The organism is Citrobacter sp. Ce119 (assembly GCF_030334525.1).
In the GTDB taxonomy this organism is placed as follows: Bacteria; Pseudomonadota; Gammaproteobacteria; order Enterobacterales; family Enterobacteriaceae; genus Citrobacter; species Citrobacter europaeus.
The window spans coordinates 161,476-184,563 of record NZ_JAOWDR010000059.1 but is presented as its reverse complement, the minus strand read 5'-3'; the positions used below and the strand labels follow the sequence as shown (position 1 = coordinate 184,563).

The window sequence follows — 23,088 nt, the reverse complement described above, 5'->3', positions numbered from 1 at the left end:
CACATTAACTTTCATTCGAAACTCATTTAACTTACAGATGATAATATAAGTTAAAATTTAGTTATCGCAAGTTTAAAACTTGATGGAGTGAGCAAAATGGAAAAAGAGTGAAAACCGGGGTAAGGGATACCCCGGTTGGCAGGATTAGATGTTAAAAGGCGAAGTGTTATCCAGCACCGCCTGAATCACGTTCAGCGCGCCCTGATGGTTGTTGTCGTCGGTCTGATAGCGAGCAATCGCTTTGATACTCTCTGCAGCGTTGGCCATAGCGAAAGAGTAGCGTGCCATTTTCAGCATTTCCGCGTCATTACCGCTATCGCCAATCGCGACCACGTTTTGCGGTGACAGGTTCCAGCGCTTTAGCAGACGGCTGATCCCGTTGGCTTTATGTAAACCAGGAATGATCAGGTCGATAAACCCAAAGCCGCTGGTAACGGGCTTCATAATACCGTCAAGGGCTGAATGAAGGTGATCGATAACTAATGGGATCTGTTGGTCAGGTAGATTTAGCGAGAACTTGAACAGTACATCGTCGATGTCCTGATAATCCTTCACGGGTTTCAGGCGATGATAGTGTTTTGACATCAACGCGACAAAGGACTCTGGGGCATTTTCGCTAACGTAGGCGCTTTGCAGGCCGCAAGCCACAAAGTTGAGATGCTTATCTTTTAGCAGTTCGCCAATAACAATGCGGGATTCGTGGCGGGTTAGCTCACCGTGAAACAGCTGTTTGCCATGTTCAAAGACTAACGCCCCGTTCTCGGCGACAAAAGAAATCTCATCTTTGAGCTCCGGGAAAAAAGAGATCAACTGGTAATACTGGTTGCCGCTGGCCACGACAAATTCGATATCTCGTTTTTTTAGTTCCTGATACTGCGCCATAAAACGTGCACGATCGTATTGCTTGGCATCGTCGAGAAAAGTTCCGTCCATATCGGTGACGATAACTTTGATGGTCATATTTGCTCCTGGCTTATAACTGCAACCAGAAACATTCTAATAACAATGTGACCTGTGGCACAAATTTAATTTCGAATGAAAGTAAAAGGCCGGGTGACAGCTTCGCCTTACCCGGCTAAGGGGGAGATATGAAGGCCCGGTAAGCGCAGCGTCACCGGGCGGGGGTTTTACAACATGTGTTCAGTACGGGCGATGATATCGTCCTGCGCATCCGGAGACAGCGCGGTGAAGAAGGCGGAATAACCTGCTACACGGACCACCAGGTCGCGGTACTGATCCGGGTGTTTTTTGGCTTCCAGCAGCGTTTCACGCGAGACAATGTTGTACTGAATATGCCAGCCTTTGTGCTCTTCAAAGAAGGTACGCAGCAGGATCATCAGCTTTTGCTTATCGGATTCATTCTCCAGCGTGGCCGGGTTCAGTTTCTGATTTAACAACACACCGCCGAGGATTGAACCGGTCGGCAGTTTTCCCACCGAGCCAATTACCGCCGTTGGGCCGAGATGGTCCGTCCCGGAGGCCGGACTTGCGCCTTCCGCCAGCGGGGTGTACGCCTTACGGCCATCCGGCGTTGCCATCGTTGCCGCGCCAAACGGTACGTTTGCGGAGATAGACGAGGTGCCGGCGTAGTAATTGCCGCCAACCGGGCCACGTCCGTAACGCGGATTATGATACTGTTTCAATTCACTGATATAGGTCTGATAAGCGCGGGCCAGCAGCGTATCAACGCTATCGTCATCGTTGCCGTATTTCGGCGCGCCGTTGATCAGTCGCTGGCGTAATTGCTCATGGGTCAGACCGTCAAAATCGTCGGCCAGCGCGGCGGCCAGCTGTTGCTGACCGATAGCACCTTGTTCAAAGACCAGTTTCTTCACAGCCGCCAGACTGTTGCCGAGGTTGGCGATACCCACTTGCAAACCTGATACCCAGTCATACTTCGCGCCGCCTTGCTTAATGCTTTTCGCGCGCTCGATGCAGTCGTCTACCAGCGCGGAGCAGAGAATATCATGTACATTCTCTTCCAGCATGGTGTCGACGACATACTCGATTTCGATAGATTTACGCGTGTAGTAGCGAATCTGCGCATCCCAGGCGTCCATCACTTCGTCGAAATTGTTGAAGTTACCGGCTGAGAGCGCTTTTTCCTGTGGCAGGAAGACTTTGCCGCTGGTGGCATCACGACCACCTTCCAGCGCCGCCAGCATTACGCGGGCAAAGTTAATAAAGCTCATGCCGGTGCAGCGGTAGCCCCATTTGCCGCCAACGGCGGTTTCGATGCAACCAATAGCTGCATAGTCATAGGCGTCCTGCGGTTCAATGCCAAGCTTAATGAATTCCGGGATGACGATTTCATCGTTGTTAAAGGCTGGCATCCCGAAGCCGCAGCGGATCACCTGCACGCAGGCATCCAGGAAGTCATTACTCATCCCTGCGTGATAACGCACGCTCAGGTTGGGCTGCGTAGAACGCAGTCGGCCGCAGGATTCCAGAATCGCGTAGGAGAGCGGGTTGACGGCATCCATCGCCTGACCGTTAACCAGATTCTGTCCACCAATGGTCACGTTCTGATACAGCGGGCTGCCCGCCGATGCTTTGGAGTGGGAACCGGAGCGGATTTTGTTCACTTCCAGCAGCTTCAGCCAGCAGCTGTGCAGCAGCTCAATGGCGTGCTCGCGATCGAGGCTCTGGTTCAGTTCTACGTCACGACGATAGAACGGATAGAGATACTGATCCATACGACCAAACGACACCGAGTGACCGTTAGATTCAATTTGCAGGATCAACTGAATGAAATAGCACAACTGCAGCGCCTGCCAGAACGTTTTTGGCGGCTCATGGGCGATCACATCGCAGTTTTCCGCAATGGTCAGCAGTTCATCACGACGGCTGGCGCGAGTTTCTGTGGACGCCATTTTACGTGCCAGCGTGGCGAAGCGCTCAATGTGCAGGCTGACGGCCTCCAGCACGATACCTATCGCTTTCAGGAACTGATCGCCATGGAGGTCTTCCAGACATGTCAGATTGATGCGGGAACGACGTTCATCGACTTTGTGGCGTAGGCCGTCGAGACCTTTTTCCAGCAGCAGCGGGAAGTTTACCGCCAGGTGTGCGTCGCCGGAGGTCATGTTACCTTCGGCTTTGATAATGCCGGTTTCCAGCAGCCCTTTCTGTTCGTCGGTAAACATCCCGTAGCAGCGATCCTGCACGGTCTGACCACGCCACCACGGACACACCTCGTGCAATACACGTTTATTCTCCTCGCTTACCGAGAAACCTGCGCCCGGCCTGTCGGCGAGGTCGTCGATCTCTTTTTCAATCCAGGAGACGGTGTATTCCGGGAAGATAGGCGCAGCACGTACTTCACTCGCCTGGTTGCCAACGATCAGCTCGTCATGCTTAATCCAGATGGTACGTTCCGCCAGATGATGGGCCAGCGCCAGCGCGCGGCGAACCGGGATGGGTTTATCCAGATGCTGTTGGTACATCTCGGTATAGTGCTGGGCGCGCTCGGTACAAACCGGCGGCTTTACGATGTGGATCAGGGCCGTTTTATGCGCTTTGATACGGTCGCTGAGTGTGTCCAGTTTCAGTGTGGTCATGGCGATTATCCTCGTAGGGTCGCGGTTAAACCTTTAAGGCTGGCGTACTGCTGGGCAAATTCGAGCAGTGCAGGCGCATCAAGCGGTTTATCCGGTGCGTTGTAGGGTTGACTGAGTAAGTGGTATTTGTTGATGCCCAGGGTGTGGTAGGGCAAAAAATGGATCTCACCGACGTGAAGCTCGTCGGCGGCAAAATCGGTAATGGCTTGAATAGCGGCTTCGTTAGCGTTGAATCCCTGAATCAGCGGTACGCGGATGATCATTTTTTTACCAGCGGCGGCCAGTTTTTTTAGATTTTCCAGTACGCGAGAGGCACGCCCATCGGTCCACTGTTTAAACGGGGCGTCGGCCACATGTTTTAAATCGGCCAGGAACAGATCGACGTCAGGTAATGACGGTTCAATATACTTCCACGGAACATGCAGACACGTTTCTACCGCCGTATGAATGCCGGCATCGTGGCTGGCTTTGAGCAACGCTGTCGCCAGCTCAGGCTGCATAAACGGTTCTCCGCCGGATAAGGTGAGGCCCCCTCCGCTGCGGTCGTAAAACGGTTTGTCACGCAATACGGTCGCCATGATCTCGTCCACACTTTTTATCTCTCCGCAGACGGTCAGTGCCTGCGTCGGACAGCAGTGGGTCAACGCGGTAAGCGCGTCATCGGTCAGTTTTTCGCGATGAATCAGCAATCCGCTTAGCGCCCGTTCAATCACCTCCGATGCTGCCTGAGCACAAAGATCGCAACCCTCGAGGCACAAACGCGCGTCATAGAGCAGATCCTGCGTGCGTGCGCGGCTTTCCGGATTCTGGCACCACCGACAGCCCAGGGAGCATCCCTTAAGGAACACCACGGTACGGATCCCGGGACCATCATGCGTGGAATAGCGCTGGATATTGAAAATCATAAGCGGCCTCTTTTCTTTCGTATAAAGATTAAATTACTTTCGAATGAAAGTTATATTGACGTGCGTCAACTAACTGTGAGGTTTCGCCGTGCTACCTTTTATCCATGCAATTATTCGTTTGAGGAAAGGTTATGGAACTCTATTTAGATACGTCTGACGTTGCCGCGGTAAAAGCGCTGGCGCGTGTTTTTCCGCTGGCAGGGGTGACCACTAACCCAAGCATTGTGGCGGCAGGTAAGCAGACGCTGGAGGTGTTACTGCCGCAACTGCAGGAGGCGATGGGAGGGCAAGGACGACTGTTTGCTCAGGTAATGGCGACCACCGCCGAAGGTATGGTCAGCGATGCGCGTAAACTGCGGGCAATCATCGCGGATATCGTAGTTAAAGTGCCGGTGACGGCAGAAGGTCTGACGGCCATTAAATTGCTGAAAGAAGAGGGCATCCCGACGCTGGGTACCGCCGTATACGGCGCCGCTCAAGGGCTATTCGCTGCGCTGGCGGGGGCGGAATACGTGGCGCCCTACGTTAACCGCGTGGATGCGCAGGGGGGAGACGGCATTCAGACGGTGAACGATCTGCAGGCCTTATTGAAAATGCATGCCCCACACGCCAAAGTCCTGGCAGCCAGTTTCAAAACACCGCGTCAGGCGCTGGATTGCCTGCTGGCGGGTTGCGAGTCCATCACGCTGCCGCTGGATGTCGCTCAGCAGATGATTAGCTCTCCGGCCGTTGATGCCGCCGTAGCGAAGTTCGAGCACGACTGGCAGAGTGCATTCGGTCGTACATCGATCTGATGCTGTTGCCGGGTGGCGCTAACGCTTACCTGGCCTACGTTCGAGCCGTTGTAGGTCGGGTAAGCGNCGCCACCCGACTTTATTACCGACTACAAACCTCACACCCCGGGTTACGCATCAGCTTCATTTCGCGAAACTGGCAGGTCATGGCGTCGTACATGACGATTTTTCCCGACGCCGGTTTACCGTAGTTTGCCAGCAGCTTAATGGCCTCCATCGCTTGTAATGAGCCGATCACGCCGATCAGCGGGGCCATCACTCCGGCCTCGACGCAGGTCAGGGCATTTTCACCGAACAGACGGCTCAGGCAGCGGTAGCAGGGCTCCCCTTCCTGATACGTAAATACGGTAATTTGTCCTTCCATGCGAATTGCCGCACCAGAAACCAGCGGAACCCTGGCGGCAAAGCATCCGGCATTCAGTTGATTGCGGATGCTGACGTTATCCGTACAGTCCAGCACCAAATCGTGCCCGGCAATAAGCGCGTGAATCTCGCTATCTTCCAGCAGAGCATTCACCGGCGTAATGGCGATGTATGGATTAATCCGCGTCAGTGCGTCGCGGGCGGAGAGCACCTTTGGCTGTCCAACGGTCGCATCGCTGTGCAGTGTCTGGCGCTGGAGGTTCGACACGGAGACCGTGTCAAAGTCGAGCAGGGTTAAATGCCCGACGCCAGCGCCCGCAAGGTACTGGGTTGCTGCACATCCCAGCCCCCCCAGACCAACGACCAGTACCCGCGCCTCCTTGAGCGCTTCCTGGCCTTCAAAATCGAAGCCGCGCAGAATGATTTGCCGGTTATAGCGCATCATCTCCTGGTCGCTGAGTTCCGCCATTACAGGCCTCCAAACAGTGCGTTAAACGGCTCGACCTCAACCCATTCTCCGGCTTCGACGTTACCGCGATCGCGCTCCAGCACGATAAAACAGTTGCCGAGGCTAAAGGAGCTAAAAATATGCGAGCCCTGATGTCCGGTGGTGGTGACTTCCAGTTCGCCTTCTGCGGTGCGCTGCAACACACCGCGCTGAAAATCCAGACGGCCAGGCGTTTTCTTCAGGCGTGATGCGGTACGTACGCGCTGGCGCGCAGGCAGCCCGCAGGCGGTGTTGCCGCTGAGTTTTGCCAGCAGCGGTTGTACCAGTTGATAAAAGGTGAGGGCTGCAGACACCGGGTTACCCGGCAGGCCGCAAAACCAACTGTTGCTCAGTTTGCCAAAGGCGAACGGTTTGCCCGGTTTGATGGCCAACTTCCAGAAGGCAATTTCTCCCAGCTCTTCCAGAATGGTTTTGGTGTAATCCGCTTCGCCTACGGAAACGCCGCCGGAACTGATGACGACATCGGCCTGGCTGTCGGCTTCGATAAACGCGGCGCGTAGCGCGTTGGGATCGTCGCGAATGATCCCCAGGTTGATCACTTCGCAGCCCAACTGCTGCAGCATCAGGTGAACGGTCAGACGGTTGGTGTCATAAATCTGTCCGTCGCCCAGCGGTTGACCCGGCAACTGCAGCTCATCGCCTGTAGAGAACAGCGCCACGCGGACTTTACGCACAACGGGGACTTCGGCAATACCGAGCGAAGCCAGCACGGGAAGCTCGGCGGTGGTCAGGCGCGTCCCGGAGGGAAACACCACCGCGCCATTGGCAATATCTTCGCCGCGCAAACGAATATTTTGTCCGCTGCGGACCTCGGCGGTAAAACGCACACCGTCGTCGGTTTGTTCCGTTTGCTCCTGCATCACCACCGCGTCACAACCGACAGGCACCGGGGCGCCAGTCATAATGCGGATGCAGGTTCCCGCAGGCCACTCGCCATGGAAAGGCTGACCGGCAAAAGCTTTGCCTGCCACAGCCAGAGGCTGGTCAGACTGTAAATCGGCTAATCGCACCGCATAGCCATCCATTGCCGAGTTATCGAATCCCGGCACATCAATCGGGGAGACGACATCGGTGGCCAGAATGCGGCCAAAGCATTGAACCAGCGGCAGCGTTTCAACAGCGGTAAGCGGGGTAATACGCGACAGCATCTGAGAGAGAGCCGTTTCAAGCGGCATCAGTCCGGCGGTAAATTCCATGAGAAGACTCCTGCGGGGCAAAATCGAATCCGCTCATTATGTCAGAAAATGGACGCGGACAGTATGCCACCTCAGTCTTAGGTGCTGGCCTTTACCTTTACATGACGTCTGCATCTTTCTATATTCAAAAATCGAATCAATAAGTCACAGAAATTCTGATATTTATAACCCCGGTATCTGCCACCTGATGGACGAAAAAAATGGGTAAAGCAGTCATTGCAATTCACGGCGGCGCAGGGGCTATCACCCGTTCGCAGCTGAGCCAGGAGCAAGAGTTGCGTTATATACAGGCGCTGTCGGATATTGTTGAAACCGGCCAGCGGATGCTTGAGGACGGTCGTAACGCACTGGATGTAGTGACCGAAGCCGTGCGCTTGCTGGAAGAGTGTCCGTTGTTTAATGCCGGAATTGGCGCGGTATATACCCGTGATGAAACCCATGAACTGGACGCCTGCGTGATGGACGGCAATACGCTGAATGCGGGAGCCGTCGCCGGGGTCAGTCATCTGAGAAATCCGATTCTCGCGGCGCGCCTGGTGATGGAACACAGCCCGCACGTCATGATGATCGGTGAAGGGGCTGAAAAATTTGCCATTGCGCACGGTATGGAGCACGTATCGGCGGATATTTTCTCGACGCCAGAACGCTATGCTCAACTGCTGGCGGCGCAAGCGGCAGGTGAAACGCTACTGGATCATAGCGCGAGCCCACTGGATGAAAACACCAAAATGGGTACCGTGGGGGCGGTCGCGCTGGATATGTATGGCAATCTGGCGGCGGCAACATCGACCGGCGGAATGACCAACAAATTACCCGGTCGGGTGGGGGACAGTCCACTGGTCGGCGCAGGCTGTTATGCCAATAATGCAAGTGTGGCTGTCTCCTGCACCGGAACCGGGGAAGTCTTTATTCGTGCGCTGGCGGCCTATGATATTGCGGCGTTGATGGACTACGGCGGCCTGAGTTTATCGGAGGCGTGTGAACGCGTAGTAATGGAAAAATTACCGGCGCTCGGCGGCAGCGGCGGTTTAATTGCCATCGACCACGAGGGCAACGTCGCCCTGCCATTTAACAGCGAAGGCATGTATCGCGCCTGGGGATACGCAGGCGATACGCCAACCACCGGTATTTATCGGGAAAAAGGAGATACCGTTGCCACACAGTGATGAGCTTGACGCCAGCGACGTGCTGGCAGTCAACAATCTGAATATTGCCTTTGAACAGGAGCAGCAGCGCGTCAGTGCGGTGCGCAATCTGTCATTTCGCCTGAAGCGTGGCGAAACGCTGGCGATCGTGGGCGAATCCGGTTCAGGAAAATCGGTAACAGCCTTGTCGCTGATGCGTCTGATTGAACAGGCAGGCGGCGAGGTGAGTTGCGATGAAATGCTGCTACGACGCCGTAACCGACAGGTTATTGAGCTGGGTGAGCAGAGCGCGTCGCAGATGCGTCACGTACGCGGCGCGGATATCGCCATGATCTTCCAGGAGCCGATGACATCGCTCAATCCGGTATTCACCGTGGGTGAGCAGATTGCCGAGTCAATCCGTTTGCATCAGGGGGCCAGTCACGAAGAGGCGATGGTGGAAGCTAAACGGATGCTCGATCAGGTCCGTATCCCTGAGGCGAAGGCGATTTTATCGCGTTATCCGCACCAGCTTTCCGGCGGCATGCGTCAGCGGGTGATGATCGCCATGGCGCTGTCTTGTCGCCCTGCGGTTTTAATTGCCGATGAGCCGACCACCGCGCTGGATGTCACTATCCAGGCGCAGATCCTGCAACTGATAAAAGTGTTGCAGCAGGATATGTCGATGGGCGTGATTTTTATTACCCACGATATGGGCGTCGTGGCGGATATTGCCGATCGCGTGCTGGTGATGTATCAGGGTGAGGCAGTAGAAACCGGCAGCGTTGAGCAGATTTTTCATGCTCCCCAGCACCCCTATACCAAAGCGCTGTTGGCCGCTGTGCCGCAGCTTGGCGCGATGTGTGGACAAGAGTATCCGCGCCGTTTCCCACTTATATCATTACACGATCCCAGTCATGTAGAACCGCAGACCGAGCAGGACACCGTGGTTGAAGGCGAGCCTATTCTGCAGGTACGTAATCTGGTAACGCGTTTTCCTTTGCGCAGCGGCATTCTTAATCGGGTGACTCGCGAGGTGCATGCGGTTGAAAACGTCAGCTTTGACCTGTGGCCCGGAGAAACGCTCTCGCTGGTGGGGGAGTCGGGTTGCGGGAAATCCACCACCGGGCGGGCGCTACTGCGTCTGGTAGAGTCTCAGCGTGGAGAAATCATCTTCAATGGCCAGCGTATCGATACCCTGGCCGCCAGTAAGCTACAGCCGCTGCGTCGGGATATTCAGTTTATCTTCCAGGACCCCTATGCTTCGCTCGATCCGCGTCAGACCGTAGGATATTCCATTTTAGAGCCGTTGCGCGTGCATGGATTACTGCAAGGGGATGCGGCGGCAAAACGAGTTGCCTGGCTGCTGAAGCGCGTAGGATTGCTCCCTGAGCATGCCTGGCGCTATCCGCACGAGTTTTCCGGTGGTCAGCGTCAGCGTATCTGCATTGCCCGGGCGCTGGCGCTCAATCCCAAGGTGATCATTGCCGATGAATCCGTTTCGGCGCTGGATGTCTCGATTCGCGGGCAAATTATCAACCTGTTGCTCGACCTGCAGCGTGAACTGGGGATCGCATACCTGTTTATTTCCCACGATATGGCGGTGGTGGAGCGGATCAGTCACCGTGTGGCGGTAATGTACCTTGGGCAGATTGTCGAGATCGGCTCCCGGCGCGCGGTGTTTGAAAATCCGCAGCACCCATACACCCGCAAACTGATGGCGGCGGTCCCGGTTGCCGATCCATCGCATCACCGGCCCCAGCGCGTGCTGTTGTCGGATGATATCCCCAGTAATATCCGCAAACGCGGCGAAGAGATTCCCCCCGTTTCACTACAGTTAGTTGGCCCGGGGCATTATGTCGCGCGTGGGCAACCAGAAAATGCGCTTTCGCGTTTATAACAGGCAGGCAGGGTTTAAGGAGAATAACATGACAAAAATTGTTGCTCGAAAATGGCTGGTTGCTGTGGGTGTGGCCTCTGCGCTGGCCGCAACACCTGGCTGGGCCGCCAAGGATGTGGTGGTGGCGGTAGGATCTAATTTCACCACGCTCGACCCCTACGACGCGAACGACACGCTGTCGCAGGCGGTAGCGAAGTCGTTTTATCAGGGGCTGTTTGGCCTTGATAAAGAGATGAAGCTGAAAAACGTGCTGGCGGAGAGCTATACGGTTTCTGATGATGGCCTGACTTACACCCTTAAGCTGCGTCAGGGCGTGAAGTTTCAGGATGGCACTGACTTCAACGCCGATGCGGTTAAAGCTAACCTCGACCGGGCCAGTAATCCGGAAAACCATCTGAAACGTTACAATCTGTATAAGAATATCGATAAAACCGAAGTCGTCGATCCGTCGACGGTGAAGATTACGCTGAAACAGCCGTTCTCTGCCTTTATCAATATTCTGGCGCATCCGGCAACGGCGATGATTTCTCCCGCCGCGCTGGAGAAATACGGTAAGGAGATAGGTTTCCACCCAGTGGGGACCGGGCCGTACCAGCTTGATACCTGGAATCAGACGGATTTTGTGAAGGTTAAGAAGTTCGTGGGCTACTGGCAGCAAGGGCTGCCAAAGCTGGATACGATTACATGGCGTCCAGTGACCGACAACAACACGCGTGCGGCCATGCTGCAGACCGGGGAAGCGCAGTTTGCTTTCCCGATCCCTTACGAGCAGGCGGCGTTACTGGCGAAGAACAAAAACCTGGAACTGGTGGCTAGTCCGTCTATCATGCAGCGTTATATCAGCATGAACGTCACGCAAAAACCATTCGACAACCCGAAGGTGCGTGAAGCGCTGAATTATGCCATCAACCGCCAGGCGCTGGTGAAAGTGGCTTTTGCCGGTTACGCGACGCCGGCAACCGGCGTTCTCCCCCCGTCGATAGCCTATGCGCAAAGCTATACGCCATGGCCATACGACCCGGCGAAAGCGCGCGAACTGCTGAAAGAAGCAGGTTATCCGAACGGTTTTACCACCACGTTATGGTCTTCGCATAACCACAGTACGGCGCAGAAAGTGCTGCAATTTACCCAGCAGCAGCTGGCGCAGGTGGGTATTAAGGCTCAGGTAACAGCGATGGATGCCGGACAACGCGCCGCGGAAGTTGAAGGAAAAGCGCAAAAAGAGAGCGGAGTACGGATGTTCTACACCGGCTGGTCTGCCTCTACGGGTGAAGCTGACTGGGCGTTGTCACCGCTGTTTGCATCACAAAACTGGCCGCCGACTCTGTTTAATACGGCGTTCTACAGCAACAAGCAGGTGGACAGTGATTTAGCGGCAGCGTTGCAAACCAACGATCCTGCGCAGAAAGCGAAGCTGTACAAGGATGCGCAGGATACTATCTGGAAAGAGTCGCCGTGGATCCCGCTGGTAGTGGAAAAACTGATTTCGGCGCACAGCACCAGGTTGACCGGGTTCTGGATTATGCCGGATACCGGATTTAGCTTTGATGATGCGGATTTAAAATAAGCTATTCATTCGGCCCCGCAGCCCAGGGGCCGACGAAGGGAGTGTGATGCTTAACTATGTTTTCAAGCGCCTGCTGGGGTTGATTCCAACTCTGTTGATTGTTGCGGTGCTGGTGTTTTTATTTGTTCACCTGCTACCCGGCGATCCGGCCCGGCTGATTGCCGGACCGGAAGCTGACGCCGAGGTGATTGAACTGGTGCGCAAGCAACTGGGTCTGGACCAGCCGCTGCATGTTCAGTTCTGGCATTACATGACCAATGTATTGCAAGGCGATTTTGGGACCTCGATGGTTTCTCGTCGCCCGGTTTCAGAAGAGATAGCCAGTCGTTTTATGCCATCGCTATGGCTGACTATTGCCAGTATGGCGTGGGCGGTGTTATTTGGCATGACGGCAGGGATTATTGCCGCGGTATGGCGCAATCGCTGGCCGGACAGATTGAGTATGACGCTGGCGGTCACCGGGATCTCGTTCCCGGCATTTGCGCTTGGCATGCTGCTCATGCAGATATTCTCCGTTGAGCTCGGTTGGTTACCCACCGTTGGTGCTGACACCTGGCTGCACTATATCCTCCCGTCTATTACGCTGGGCGCGGCGGTGGCTGCGGTGCTGGCCCGGTTTACCCGCGCGTCGTTTGTCGATGTGCTCAGTGAAGATTATATGCGGACCGCGCGGGCTAAAGGAGTGAGTGAAACCTGGGTGGTGTTAAAACATGGTCTGCGTAATGCGATGATCCCGGTGGTCACCATGATGGGGCTACAGTTTGGCTTTTTGCTCGGCGGATCTATTGTGGTTGAGAAGGTATTCAACTGGCCAGGGCTTGGGCGGCTGTTGGTGGACTCAGTTGAAATGCGCGACTACCCGGTGATTCAGGCCGAGGTGCTGTTGTTTTCTCTGGAGTTTATTCTTATTAACTTAGTGGTGGATGTGCTCTACGCCGCCATTAATCCGGCTATCAGGTACAAGTAAGGATGCGATTTTTTAACTGGCGCCGACAGGCGATTTTAAATGCGATGCCCCTTGTTAAGCCTGAGCAAATCCGCACGCCGTGGCATGAATTCTGGCGTCGTTTCCGCCGTCAGCGCATGGCGATGTTTGCGGGGCTGTTTGTCCTGTTGCTGATAGCGGTGGCGATTTTTGCGCGCTGGCTGACGCCATTTGATGCCGAGAACTACTTCGATTATGACCGTCTGAATGACGGACCGTCGATGCTGCACTGGTTTGGGGTTGACTCACTGGGACGGGATATCTTTAGCCGCGTGCTGGTTGGCGCGCAAATCTCGCTGGCGGCAGGGGTCTTTGCCGTGTTTATTGGTGCGGCGATTGGCACGGTGTTGGGTCTGCTGGCAGGATACTATGAAGGCTGGTGGGACAGACTGATTATGCGTATCTGCGACGTGCTGTTCGCCTTTCCGGGGATTTTGCTGGCGATAGCCGTCGTCGCCGTGTTGGGCAGCGGCATTGCGAACGTGATCATTGCCGTGGCCGTTTTCTCCATTCCTGCCTTCGCACGCCTGGTGCGCGGAAATACGCTGGTGCTGAAGCAGCAGACCTTTATTGAGTCTGCGCGCAGTATTGGCGCCAGCGATGCGACCATCATTTTTAACCATATCCTGCCGGGTACGGTTTCATCGATAGTGGTCTTTTTTACCATGCGAATTGGCACGTCGATTATCTCTGCCGCGAGCTTGTCATTTCTGGGCTTGGGTGCGCAGCCGCCGACCCCGGAGTGGGGGGCCATGCTCAATGAAGCACGCGCTGATATGGTGATCGCGCCGCACGTGGCGATTTTCCCCGCAGTGGCGATATTCCTGACGGTGCTGGCGTTTAACCTGCTGGGAGATGGTCTGCGCGACGCGCTGGACCCGAAAATTAAAGGGTAAATCACAGGCCTGATAAGACGCATTGGCATCGTTATCAGGCCTTGCCGGATGCGGCGAAACGCCTAATCCGGTCTGCAGTTGGCTTACGCTTATTTAAACGCGGGTGCCCCACAGATCGTATTCATCTGCGTTTTCGACTTTCACGCGGATGATATCGCCAGGTTTCACCTTAGTTTCGCCATTCAGGTATACCGCGCCGTCGATTTCCGGGGCGTCAGCCATACTGCGACCAATCGCGCCTTCTTCGTCAACTTCATCAACGATAACCAGAATTTCGCGGCCCACTTTCTCCTGCAAGCGTTCAGCAGAGATCTGCTGTTGCAACTGCATAAAGCGGTTCCAGCGTTCTTCTTTCACCTCTTCCGGGATTTGGTCCGGAAGATCATTGGCGCCAGCGCCTTCTACCGGGCTGTATTTAAAGCAGCCCACGCGATCCAGACGTGCTTCCTTCAGGAAGTCGAGCAGCATCTGGAAGTCTTCTTCCGTTTCACCCGGGAAACCGACAATGAAGGTGGAGCGCAGCGTCAGTTCAGGGCAGATTTCACGCCACTGCTTGATGCGCGCCAGCTGTCTGTCCACGGAACCTGGGCGTTTCATCAGTTTAAGAATACGCGGGCTGGCATGCTGCAGCGGGATGTCCAGATACGGCAGGATTTTGCCTTCCGCCATCAGTGGGATCACGTCATCAACGTGCGGGTAGGGATAGACGTAATGCAAACGCGTCCAGATCCCCAGTTTTGATAACTGCTCGCACAGATCAACCATGCTGGTTTTGACCGGCTCGCCGTTATGGAAACCGGTGCGATGCTTCACATCCACGCCGTAGGCGGAGGTATCCTGAGAAATGACCAGGATCTCTTTTACGCCTGCATCCACCAGACGTTTGGCTTCGCTGAGGACGTCGCCAATCGGGCGGCTCACCAGATCGCCACGCATCGACGGAATAATGCAGAACGTGCAGCGGTGGTTGCAGCCTTCAGAAATTTTCAGATAGGCATAATGGCGCGGAGTCAGCTTGACCCCCTGCTCAGGAACCAGACTCTGAAACGGGTTGTGCTTAGGTTTTGGCACATAGTGGTGAACGTGCTCCAGAACCTGTTCGTAGCTGTGCGGCCCGGTGATTTCCAGTACCTTTGGGTGAACTTCACGGATCTGATCGACTTTCGCGCCCAGACAGCCGGTGACGATCACCTTGCCGTTTTCGTTCAGCGCTTCGCCGATTGCTTCCAGGGACTCCTGAACCGCGCTGTCGATAAAACCGCAGGTGTTAACGATAACCATATCCGCGTCGTCGTAGCTTGGCACAACATCATAGCCTTCGGTACGAAGTTCGGTCAGGATGCGCTCGGAATCGACGAGGTTTTTCGGACAACCTAGTGATATAAAACCAATTTTTGCCATTTTCTTATACTGTACATTGCTCGTAATCGGGCGATTATACAGATGCCTTCACGGTACATCTATATCTGATCAGCATAAGACCGGGAGAATAAGGACCAATACCCATAAATAGTGGATCGGTTAGCGGAAGGTGTTTAGCGAGTCTAATTCCGGCTTTAAGTGCCACTTCTTGGCTGTAGAAATTAATTATCGTAAATTTTATCTCGTCGAGCGTTATTAATGAGGTTAAATTTGAAAGATATTGTTTTGCAGTCGAAACTTGAAATGGCGAAAACTCTTTATGCTAATGGTGTGAGTTTATATTATATCTCACTGGCTACAGGCTTAAGTTGGCGTGTATTAATGACAGAATTAACGTTTATCGCCAGTCATGAAATTATTCGGCAAAAAACTGACGCTCGCAAACCCAGAGTTTAAATAATTCACCTGTCTATTACCCATCCTGCAAAATTTGAAAGGTAACGTTAATATGTATATTTCGCCACTACCGCTCGCGACGGACTCTGATGTTGATAAACTGAGAGACGATATTGCTAATAAACTCTTATTTACTGTTGGCAAAGATCCCGCCATCGCGACGAAGCGGGAGTGGCTTAATGCGACGTTATATGCGGTTCGCGATCGAATGGTCGAGCGTTGGCACCGTTCTAATCGGGCTCAATTCTCTCAGGATGCGCGCCAGGTTTATTATCTGTCGATGGAGTTTTTAATTGGCCGCACGCTGTCGAATGCGCTGCTGTCGTTAGGTATTTACGATGAAATCAGAAGCGCGCTGGAGGCAATGGGACTTGAACTGGAAGAGTTGATTGACGAAGAAAACGATCCCGGACTTGGGAATGGCGGTCTTGGTCGTCTGGCGGCTTGTTTCCTTGATTCTCTGGCAACGCTTGGCCTGCCGGGATGTGGATACGGCATTCGCTATAACTACGGTATGTTTAAACAAAATATCGTCAACGGCGTACAAAAAGAGTCGCTGGACTATTGGTTAGAATACGGTAATCCGTGGGAATTCAAACGTCATAATACACATTATAAAGTGCGTTTTGGCGGGCGACTGCAACAAGAAGGGAATAAAACCCGCTGGCTTGAAACTGAAGATATTCTGGCGGTGGCCCATGACCAAATTATTCCCGGCTATGCGACGGATACCACCAACACATTACGGTTGTGGAACGTTCAGGTAAATAGTGAGGTTAATGCGGGCAAACTAAATCAGCAGGAAGACTTTGCTACGGAAGTGGAAAACAAATACCACTTTGATCGGATCTCGCGAGTACTGTACCCGGATGATTCGACCGATGCAGGACGTGAGCTGCGTTTACGCCAGGCCTATTTCCTGGCATCGGCTACGATTCAGGACATCCTGAGCCGTCATTATCAGTTGCACCGCACATACGATAATCTGTGCGATAAAATCGCGATTCACCTCAATGATACGCATCCAGTGCTGGCGATCCCTGAGCTGATGCGTTTGCTGATTGATCATCACCAGTTTAGTTGGGATAACGCGTTTGACGTGACCTGTCAGATTTTTTCTTATACCAACCATACATTGATGAGTGAGGCGCTGGAAACCTGGCCGGTAGAAATGTTAAGTCGAATTTTGCCGCGTCATTTGCAGATTATTTTTGAGATAAACGATCGCTTCCTGAAGACGTTACAGGAGCGCTATCGCGATGACAGCGAACTGTTGCAGCGCGTATCGCTGATTGATGAATCTAATGGGCGCGTGGTGCGCATGGCCTGGCTGGCGGTGGTTGTCAGTCATAAGGTAAATGGCGTGTCGGCGTTGCATTCAAAGCTGATGACCGACTCCCTGTTTGCTGACTTTGCGCGTATCTTTCCTTTGCGTTTCACCAACGTAACCAACGGTGTTACGGCGCGGCGTTGGTTGGCGCTGGCAAACCCTGCGCTAGCCAATGTACTGGATGATAATATTGGTGAAAGCTGGCGGACCCAATTAATGCAATTAGGCGAGTTGAAGCAGTATATAGACTATCCGACGGTGAATGAGGCGGTACGCCGGGCGAAGCATGAAAATAAGCAGCGACTGGCGCAACATATTGCCAGCCATTACGGCGTGGTGGTGGATCCAAATGCGCTGTTTGATGTGCAGGTGAAACGTATTCACGAATACAAGCGGCAGCTTATGAATGTGCTTCACGTGATCACGCGCTATAACCGGATTAAAGCCGCGCCGGATGCCAATTGGGTTCCACGTGTCAATATTTTTGCCGGAAAAGCCGCCTCGTCTTACTACATGGCGAAGCAAATTATTCGCTTAATTAACGATGTGGCGCAGCTAGTCAATAATGACCCGCAAACAGGCGGCAAACTGAAGGTGGTCTTTATTCCGGATTACAGCGTTAGTCTTGCTCAGCTAATTATTCCGGCTGCCGATCTGTCAGAACAAATTTCCCTGGCCGGGACGGAAGCCTCCGGGACCAGCAATATGAAATTTGGTATGAATGGCGCGTTGACCATTGGCACGCTCGACGGTGCGAATATTGAAATGCGCGAATATGTTGGGGAAGATAACATCTTCATCTTTGGTAACACGGCTAATCAGGTTGAAGCCTTACGATGTGATGGCTATGACCCGCGACGGATCTTTGAAAATGATGAAGAACTGCACCAGGCGCTGACGCAAATCGGTACAGGTATGTTCAGCCCGCAGGAGCCTGGACGTTACAGAGACGTGCTGGATTCATTGATCAACTTTGGTGACAACTACCAGGTGTTGGCGGATTACCGCAGCTATGTGGACTGCCAGGATGCGGTGGATGAGTTGTATCGAACTCCTCGCGAGTGGACGACAAAGACGATGCATAATATTGCCAACATGGGGTATTTCTCATCGGACAGAACGGTGCAGGAATATGCCGACCATATCTGGCGCATAGCTAAAATTCGCGTATAGCAATTTCCCTAACGCTGGGCCTCCCTGGATTTTATAACAGGGAGGCAGTTTGCAAATCGGCGAGAATGGGGGAGAGGATCTTATGGGTATTGCTGTCTTTGCGCGATGAAGCAAACACACTAAATTGCGGCAGGGGAAACGGCGTGTTTATTTTTTTCAGCCCATACAGATGAGCATGTGTTGCAAATACCTTTTCCGGGATCACCCCTATACAATGGGTATTGGAGACAATCGTCAGTATCGCCGTAAATGATGAGGTAAGCAGGCAGCGCTCCCCGGTTCTGAATTTTTTATCCACAATGCTGCGATGGTAAATGATTTTTTCATTCTTGGTATTATAACCCACCAGGTTCGCGTTTCTGAATTGCGCTTCACTAATGGTGCTGCCGTATAAAGCGTTATTTTTTGATGCCGCCAGTACCAGCCGCATATCGCATATTTTCTGGCATGAAAGGCTTGCTGACTCAACGGAAAAAGTTGAAAAAACGGCATCTGCCTGGCGCATATTCAATAACTCAATAATGCTCTGTTCATTCAGGTCGGCGGTGAGGTGCAGGAGACTGATATCGGCGTCGGTATCGATTATCCTGGCGGTAACTTCAGGAATGACGATAGGGGAAATAAAAGATTCCGTGTAGAGCGTTAGCCTTTTTTTGGCGGCAGGCGTGGAAAGCGGCATCAGCGACGACAGTTTGTCGATAATTGGGATTGTATTATCATAAAGCTCATCAGAGTAGACCGTCGGTAACAGCGCATTTCCGCTGCGGACGAACAGATTATCCCCCATCATTTCTCGCAGTTTTCTCAGGGACTGGCTGACGGCAGAGGGCGAAATGTTCAACATGTCCGCGACCCTGGAAATGCTGCCGACGCTATAGATCAAGCAGAAAATCGTCAGTAGATTGAGATCAATTTTTGATAGCGTGCGAATTTTCTCTGCATCATTTGCTTTCGACATACACCCCTCATAATCAGCGCCACGGCAGTAATCACATCAGGTATAGCAAAAAATGTCAGGCCAGTCAGACACTGACCATTTTCGCTGAGCACACCGTCTGGAGTTGTAACATTGTAAATTATGTTAATCAATTGAGCTTTGTTGATGTAGGACATCTATTTGTTCAAAAAACAACCATACTATTAAGTTGCACCATGGTTGGAAAGAGGAGGAACAAAGTATGGTTGTTGACAGACTGAGAACCGATCTTCTCAACAAATTGATAAACGCCCGTATCGAACTTGCCGCTTATCTGCTGTTGAGAAAAGCGAAAGGCTACATGTCAGTTAGCGAGAGCGATCGTCTGCGTGATAATTTTTTTGTGCTGAATCGCGAATTGCACGAACAATCACAGCTTCACGGTATGCATCTTGATCAGGAAGAGTGGAATGCCCTTCATCGTGCTGAAGGGGCGTTAGCCGCCGCAGCTGTTTGTCTTATGAGTGGACATCACGATTGTCCAACCTTCATCGCCGTTAACGCAGAGAAACTGGAAAACTGCCTGACAACGCTGACGCTGAGTATCCAGTGTTTGCAATCTTATCCAACGCTGGAACACGTCTGAATCAGGGGGAGGGCGCTCCCCCTTTTCGTTAAGATTATGTAAATATGGCAGGATAATTCCCCTTGCTGGCTACGCTTTATGCAGAGCTATTCAGGAGGTGTTATGCGTCGACTCTTTCTCTGTACTATTCCACTTGCGCTATTTTCCACTTATGCCGCCGCGGTAAAAGTGGAAGTGCTGCAAACCAAACTCGATCACCCGTGGTCGCTGGCTTTTTTACCCGACAATCGCGGTATGCTCATTACGCTTAAAGGCGGCCAGCTTCGACTCTGGCAGCCAGATAAGGGGATTTCCGACCCACTGACCGGCGTGCCCAAAGTCTGGGCAAATGGTCAGGGAGGACTGCTTGATGTGGCGTTAGCACCGGATTTTGCACAATCTCGCCGGGTATGGCTGAGCTTTGCTGAAGCTGATAGTGAAGGTAAAGCCGGCACGGCGGTAGGTTACGGGCGGCTGAGCGACGATCTCAAACATCTGCAAGGATTCCAGACCGTTTTTCGCCAACAGCCGAAGCTATCTACCGGAAACCATTTTGGCGGACGTATGGTATTTGATGGTAACGGCTATCTGTTTATTGGCCTCGGTGAGAATAACCAACGAGCCAGCGCACAGGATCTGGATAAGCTGCAGGGTAAGGTGGTACGACTGACCGACGAGGGGAAAATTCCGCCGGATAATCCGTTTGTGGGCAAGACAGGGGAGCGGGCAGAGATTTGGTCATATGGTATCCGCAATCCGCAGGGCATGGCGATGAATCCCTGGAGCGATACCCTGTGGCTCAATGAGCATGGTCCACGCGGGGGCGATGAAATCAATATCCCGGAGAAAGGGAAAAACTACGGCTGGCCGATCGCGACCTGGGGTGTTAACTACAGCGGTCTTAAAATTCCGGAAGCAAAAGGTCAAATTGTTGCTGGCACTGAGCAACCCATCTTTTACTGGGAAAAGTCACCGGCAGTCAGTGGAATGGCTTTTTATAACAGCGACGCCTTCCCTCAGTGGCGGCAGAAGTTGTTCATCGGCGCGTTGAAAGATAAAGAACTGATTGTGCTGAGCGTCAAAGGGAATACCGTCACCGAAGACGGTCGTCTTTTACAGGAACGGGGGCAGCGGATCCGTGATGTCCGCGTCGGACCAGACGGTTATTTATATGTATTAACCGACGAGTCCGACGGGGAATTACTAAAAGTGAGTCCCTGACCTGGTTAGCTGACCGGGATCATCACGACTTTTTGAAACGCCGGGCGCTCGGTCAGTTGTTGATACCAGCGCTCCAGATGTGGGCGTGGGGTCCAGCTCAGGCCAACATTGAACAGGTTGTAGATGAACGGCGCAACGGCAATATCTGCGGTACCAAATTCAGCTCCGGAGAACCATGACTGGTCCGCCAGCGCGTTATCCAGAATGGCAAACAGGTTATCGCAAACCTGAGCGCCCGCCTCGATGGCCGCCGTGTCGCGCTGATCGGCAGGTGTTCTGACCAGACCAAATAAGATAACCCGATGCGCAGGGCTTAGCGTCTGGTTCGCCCAGTCCATCCATTTTTCACCGACAGCGCGCGCAGCCGGAGCATCAATCCACAAACGCTTTTGTCCGTACTGAGCGGCCAGATAGCGGACAATGGTATTGGATTCCCACAGAACAACGCCCGTTTCATCATCGCGTAGCAGCGGGACAAGTCCGTTGGGGTTCAGTGCCAGATAGTCGGCATCGCGGTTACCGCCATGCTGTCCGCCCGCCAGAATTTGGTTATACGGCAGTTCCAGTTCCTCGAGCGTCCACAATACTTTTTTTACGTTGGTCGAGTTATTGCGACCCCACAGTGTAATCATAGTAACCCCGCAAATTAATTGAGCAGCTTTATGGCTGCAGATGCCATCTGACGAGCTCACATGGTGGGGTAAACCTAATATTTACGCAACAAAGTCTAAAAAAATCGTGCCAGGAGCAGCGCAGCGCGGCGTTATTGCATAAACTTTAAAAACTTTACCAACTTACGGTTTCTTTAAGCTCGTTAGTGCGTTATTACTCACCGCACTTATTTTACACGTCATCCATCAGACCTTTTCTGCATGGGTTGGCCGAGGTCGTTTGGCCGGTTTTGTGTAAACACGGTGTGGTATGACGTGGTTTTTTGGAATGGATACTCGGGTGGCATTTATGACGCAATACTTCTCTTCACTTCGCAGCTTTGCTGCAGGTTCTGCACTCTTAATCCTCTTGGCGCCGACCGTACAGGCGGCGGAGCAACCGACGGCCCCACCGAGCGTGGACGCGCGCGCGTGGATCCTGATGGATTACGCCAGCGGCAAAGTGCTGGCGGAAGGTAATGCTGATGAGAAACTGGACCCTGCCAGTCTGACCAAAATCATGACCAGCTATGTGGTTGGTCAGGCGCTAAAGGCCGGGAAAATTAACCTCAACGACATGGTCACGGTGGGCAAAGACGCCTGGGCAACCGGTAACCCGGCCCTGCGCGGTTCGTCGGTCATGTTCCTCAAACCTGGCGATCAGGTTGCGGTGTCCGATCTGAACAAAGGCGTTATTATTCAGTCCGGGAACGATGCCTGTATTGCACTTGCTGATTACGTTGCCGGTAGTCAGGAATCCTTCATTGGCCTGATGAACGGCTACGCGAAAAAACTGGGGCTGACCAACACCACTTTCCAGACGGTGCATGGCCTGGATGCCGCAGGACAGTTCAGTACCGCACGTGATATGGCGCTGCTCGGGAAAGCGCTCATCCACGATGTACCGGAAGAGTATGCTATCCACAAAGAGAAAGAGTTTACCTTTAATAAAATCCGCCAGCCGAACCGCAACCGTCTGTTGTGGAGTACCAACCTGAACGTGGACGGTATGAAAACCGGGACCACTGCCGGGGCGGGATACAACCTGGTGGCTTCCGCAACTCAGGGCGATATGCGCCTGATCTCCGTGGTGCTGGGAGCGAAAACCGACCGCATTCGTTTTAATGAGTCAGAAAAGCTGCTGACCTGGGGCTTCCGCTTCTTTGAAACCGTTACGCCGATCAAGCCGGATGCGACTTTCGTGACCCAGCGCGTCTGGTTTGGTGATAAGAGCGAAGTTAATTTGGGCGCTGGAGAAGCGGGTTCGGTGACCATCCCGCGTGGTCAGCTCAAAAACCTGAAGGCCAGCTTTACCCTCACCGAGCCACAGTTAACCGCGCCGCTGAAGAAAGGTCAGGTTGTGGGCACTATCGACTTCCAGTTGAACGGGAAATCCATCGAGCAGCGTCCGCTGATGGTGATGGAAGACGTTGAAGAGGGCGGATTCTTTAGCCGCATGTGGGACTTTGTGATGATGAAATTCCACCAGTGGTTTGGTGGCTGGTTCTCTTAATCTTCGCGTTTGCCGGATGACGCTATCGCCATCCGGCAGCATCT

At 53.2% G+C, this 23,088-nt stretch carries 19 protein-coding genes; 11 read left to right on the top strand and 8 right to left on the bottom strand.

Annotation, left to right across the window (positions count from 1 at the left end; translation table 11 throughout):
• Window positions 1-144: 144 nt before the first annotated feature.
• The 3 genes from OGV80_RS17905 to OGV80_RS17895 form a co-directional block, all read right to left on the bottom strand.
• Window positions 145-960 (bottom strand): Cof-type HAD-IIB family hydrolase, encoded by an 816-nt coding sequence (locus OGV80_RS17905; protein ID WP_087052981.1) that lies wholly within the window; start codon window positions 958-960, stop codon window positions 145-147.
• A gap of 167 nt (window positions 961-1,127) precedes the next feature.
• Entirely contained in the window at window positions 1,128-3,560 is a 2,433-nt protein-coding gene (locus tag OGV80_RS17900) for a glycyl radical protein (protein WP_087052980.1), read from the bottom strand.
• 5 nt (window positions 3,561-3,565) lie between these two features.
• Entirely contained in the window at window positions 3,566-4,465 is a 900-nt protein-coding gene (locus tag OGV80_RS17895) for a glycyl-radical enzyme activating protein (RefSeq protein ID WP_286515438.1), read from the bottom strand.
• 131 nt (window positions 4,466-4,596) lie between these two features.
• Between OGV80_RS17895 and fsa the strand changes: the two genes are divergently transcribed.
• On the top strand, window positions 4,597-5,259 hold the full coding sequence (gene fsa / locus OGV80_RS17890) for a fructose-6-phosphate aldolase (protein WP_043015706.1): 663 nt from the start codon (window positions 4,597-4,599) through the stop codon (window positions 5,257-5,259).
• Window positions 5,260-5,341: 82 nt separating this feature from the next.
• Here fsa and moeB read toward each other — a convergent pair whose 3' ends face one another.
• Entirely contained in the window at window positions 5,342-6,091 is a 750-nt protein-coding gene (gene moeB, locus OGV80_RS17885; protein ID WP_087051503.1) for a molybdopterin-synthase adenylyltransferase MoeB, read from the bottom strand.
• Window positions 6,091-7,326, bottom strand: a complete 1,236-nt coding sequence (gene moeA, locus OGV80_RS17880; protein ID WP_075144944.1) for a molybdopterin molybdotransferase MoeA — start codon at window positions 7,324-7,326, stop codon at window positions 6,091-6,093. The genes moeB and moeA overlap by 1 nt, the downstream gene beginning before the upstream one ends.
• A gap of 200 nt (window positions 7,327-7,526) precedes the next feature.
• On the opposite strand from moeA, the gene iaaA reads away from it, so the two are divergent.
• From iaaA to gsiD, 5 genes are read left to right on the top strand one after another with little or no spacing between them, the layout of a single operon-like run.
• Window positions 7,527-8,492, top strand: coding sequence for a beta-aspartyl-peptidase (iaaA, locus tag OGV80_RS17875; RefSeq protein WP_080625514.1), 966 nt, complete (start codon window positions 7,527-7,529; stop codon window positions 8,490-8,492).
• Window positions 8,479-10,350, top strand: coding sequence for a glutathione ABC transporter ATP-binding protein GsiA (gsiA, locus tag OGV80_RS17870; RefSeq protein ID WP_043015710.1), 1,872 nt, complete (start codon window positions 8,479-8,481; stop codon window positions 10,348-10,350). The genes iaaA and gsiA overlap by 14 nt, the downstream gene beginning before the upstream one ends.
• Before the next feature lie 28 nt (window positions 10,351-10,378).
• Complete coding sequence (gene gsiB / locus OGV80_RS17865; RefSeq protein ID WP_043015711.1) at window positions 10,379-11,917, top strand: glutathione ABC transporter substrate-binding protein GsiB; 1,539 nt, start codon at window positions 10,379-10,381, stop codon at window positions 11,915-11,917.
• Window positions 11,918-11,963: 46 nt separating this feature from the next.
• Entirely contained in the window at window positions 11,964-12,884 is a 921-nt protein-coding gene (gene gsiC, locus OGV80_RS17860; protein ID WP_032942797.1) for a glutathione ABC transporter permease GsiC, read from the top strand.
• Between the two features lie 2 nt (window positions 12,885-12,886).
• Window positions 12,887-13,798: a glutathione ABC transporter permease GsiD gene (gene gsiD / locus OGV80_RS17855; protein WP_043015712.1), complete on the top strand. Its 912-nt coding sequence runs from the start codon at window positions 12,887-12,889 to the stop codon at window positions 13,796-13,798.
• 93 nt (window positions 13,799-13,891) lie between these two features.
• On the opposite strand, the gene rimO is transcribed toward gsiD, so the two are convergent.
• On the bottom strand, window positions 13,892-15,199 hold the full coding sequence (rimO, locus tag OGV80_RS17850) for a 30S ribosomal protein S12 methylthiotransferase RimO (protein ID WP_003831616.1): 1,308 nt from the start codon (window positions 15,197-15,199) through the stop codon (window positions 13,892-13,894).
• 231 nt (window positions 15,200-15,430) lie between these two features.
• Here rimO and OGV80_RS17845 point away from each other — a divergent pair, with 231 nt between their 5' ends.
• Both OGV80_RS17845 and glgP read left to right on the top strand, forming a co-directional pair.
• Window positions 15,431-15,616 carry a glycine cleavage system protein T gene (locus OGV80_RS17845; RefSeq protein ID WP_227093261.1) on the top strand — a complete coding sequence of 62 codons (186 nt, stop codon included), beginning with the start codon at window positions 15,431-15,433 and terminating at the stop codon, window positions 15,614-15,616.
• A gap of 52 nt (window positions 15,617-15,668) precedes the next feature.
• Window positions 15,669-18,119: a glycogen phosphorylase gene (glgP, locus tag OGV80_RS17840; protein ID WP_043015714.1), complete on the top strand. Its 2,451-nt coding sequence runs from the start codon at window positions 15,669-15,671 to the stop codon at window positions 18,117-18,119.
• A gap of 31 nt (window positions 18,120-18,150) precedes the next feature.
• Here the strand turns inward: glgP and OGV80_RS17835 are convergent, their stop codons facing one another.
• Entirely contained in the window at window positions 18,151-19,077 is a 927-nt protein-coding gene (locus tag OGV80_RS17835) for a LysR family transcriptional regulator (RefSeq protein ID WP_047412423.1), read from the bottom strand.
• A 220-nt stretch (window positions 19,078-19,297) separates the two neighbouring features.
• Between OGV80_RS17835 and bssR the strand changes: the two genes are divergently transcribed.
• Window positions 19,298-19,681 (top strand): biofilm formation regulator BssR, encoded by a 384-nt coding sequence (bssR, locus tag OGV80_RS17830; RefSeq protein WP_006685335.1) that lies wholly within the window; start codon window positions 19,298-19,300, stop codon window positions 19,679-19,681.
• Window positions 19,682-19,783: 102 nt separating this feature from the next.
• Window positions 19,784-20,881 (top strand): PQQ-dependent sugar dehydrogenase, encoded by a 1,098-nt coding sequence (locus OGV80_RS17825; protein ID WP_087052915.1) that lies wholly within the window; start codon window positions 19,784-19,786, stop codon window positions 20,879-20,881.
• Between the two features lie 5 nt (window positions 20,882-20,886).
• Here the strand turns inward: OGV80_RS17825 and OGV80_RS17820 are convergent, their stop codons facing one another.
• Entirely contained in the window at window positions 20,887-21,513 is a 627-nt protein-coding gene (locus OGV80_RS17820; protein WP_075144939.1) for a glutathione S-transferase family protein, read from the bottom strand.
• A gap of 328 nt (window positions 21,514-21,841) precedes the next feature.
• Between OGV80_RS17820 and dacC the strand changes: the two genes are divergently transcribed.
• Complete coding sequence (gene dacC, locus OGV80_RS17815) at window positions 21,842-23,044, top strand: serine-type D-Ala-D-Ala carboxypeptidase (protein ID WP_032944358.1); 1,203 nt, start codon at window positions 21,842-21,844, stop codon at window positions 23,042-23,044.
• Window positions 23,045-23,088: the final 44 nt, after the last annotated feature.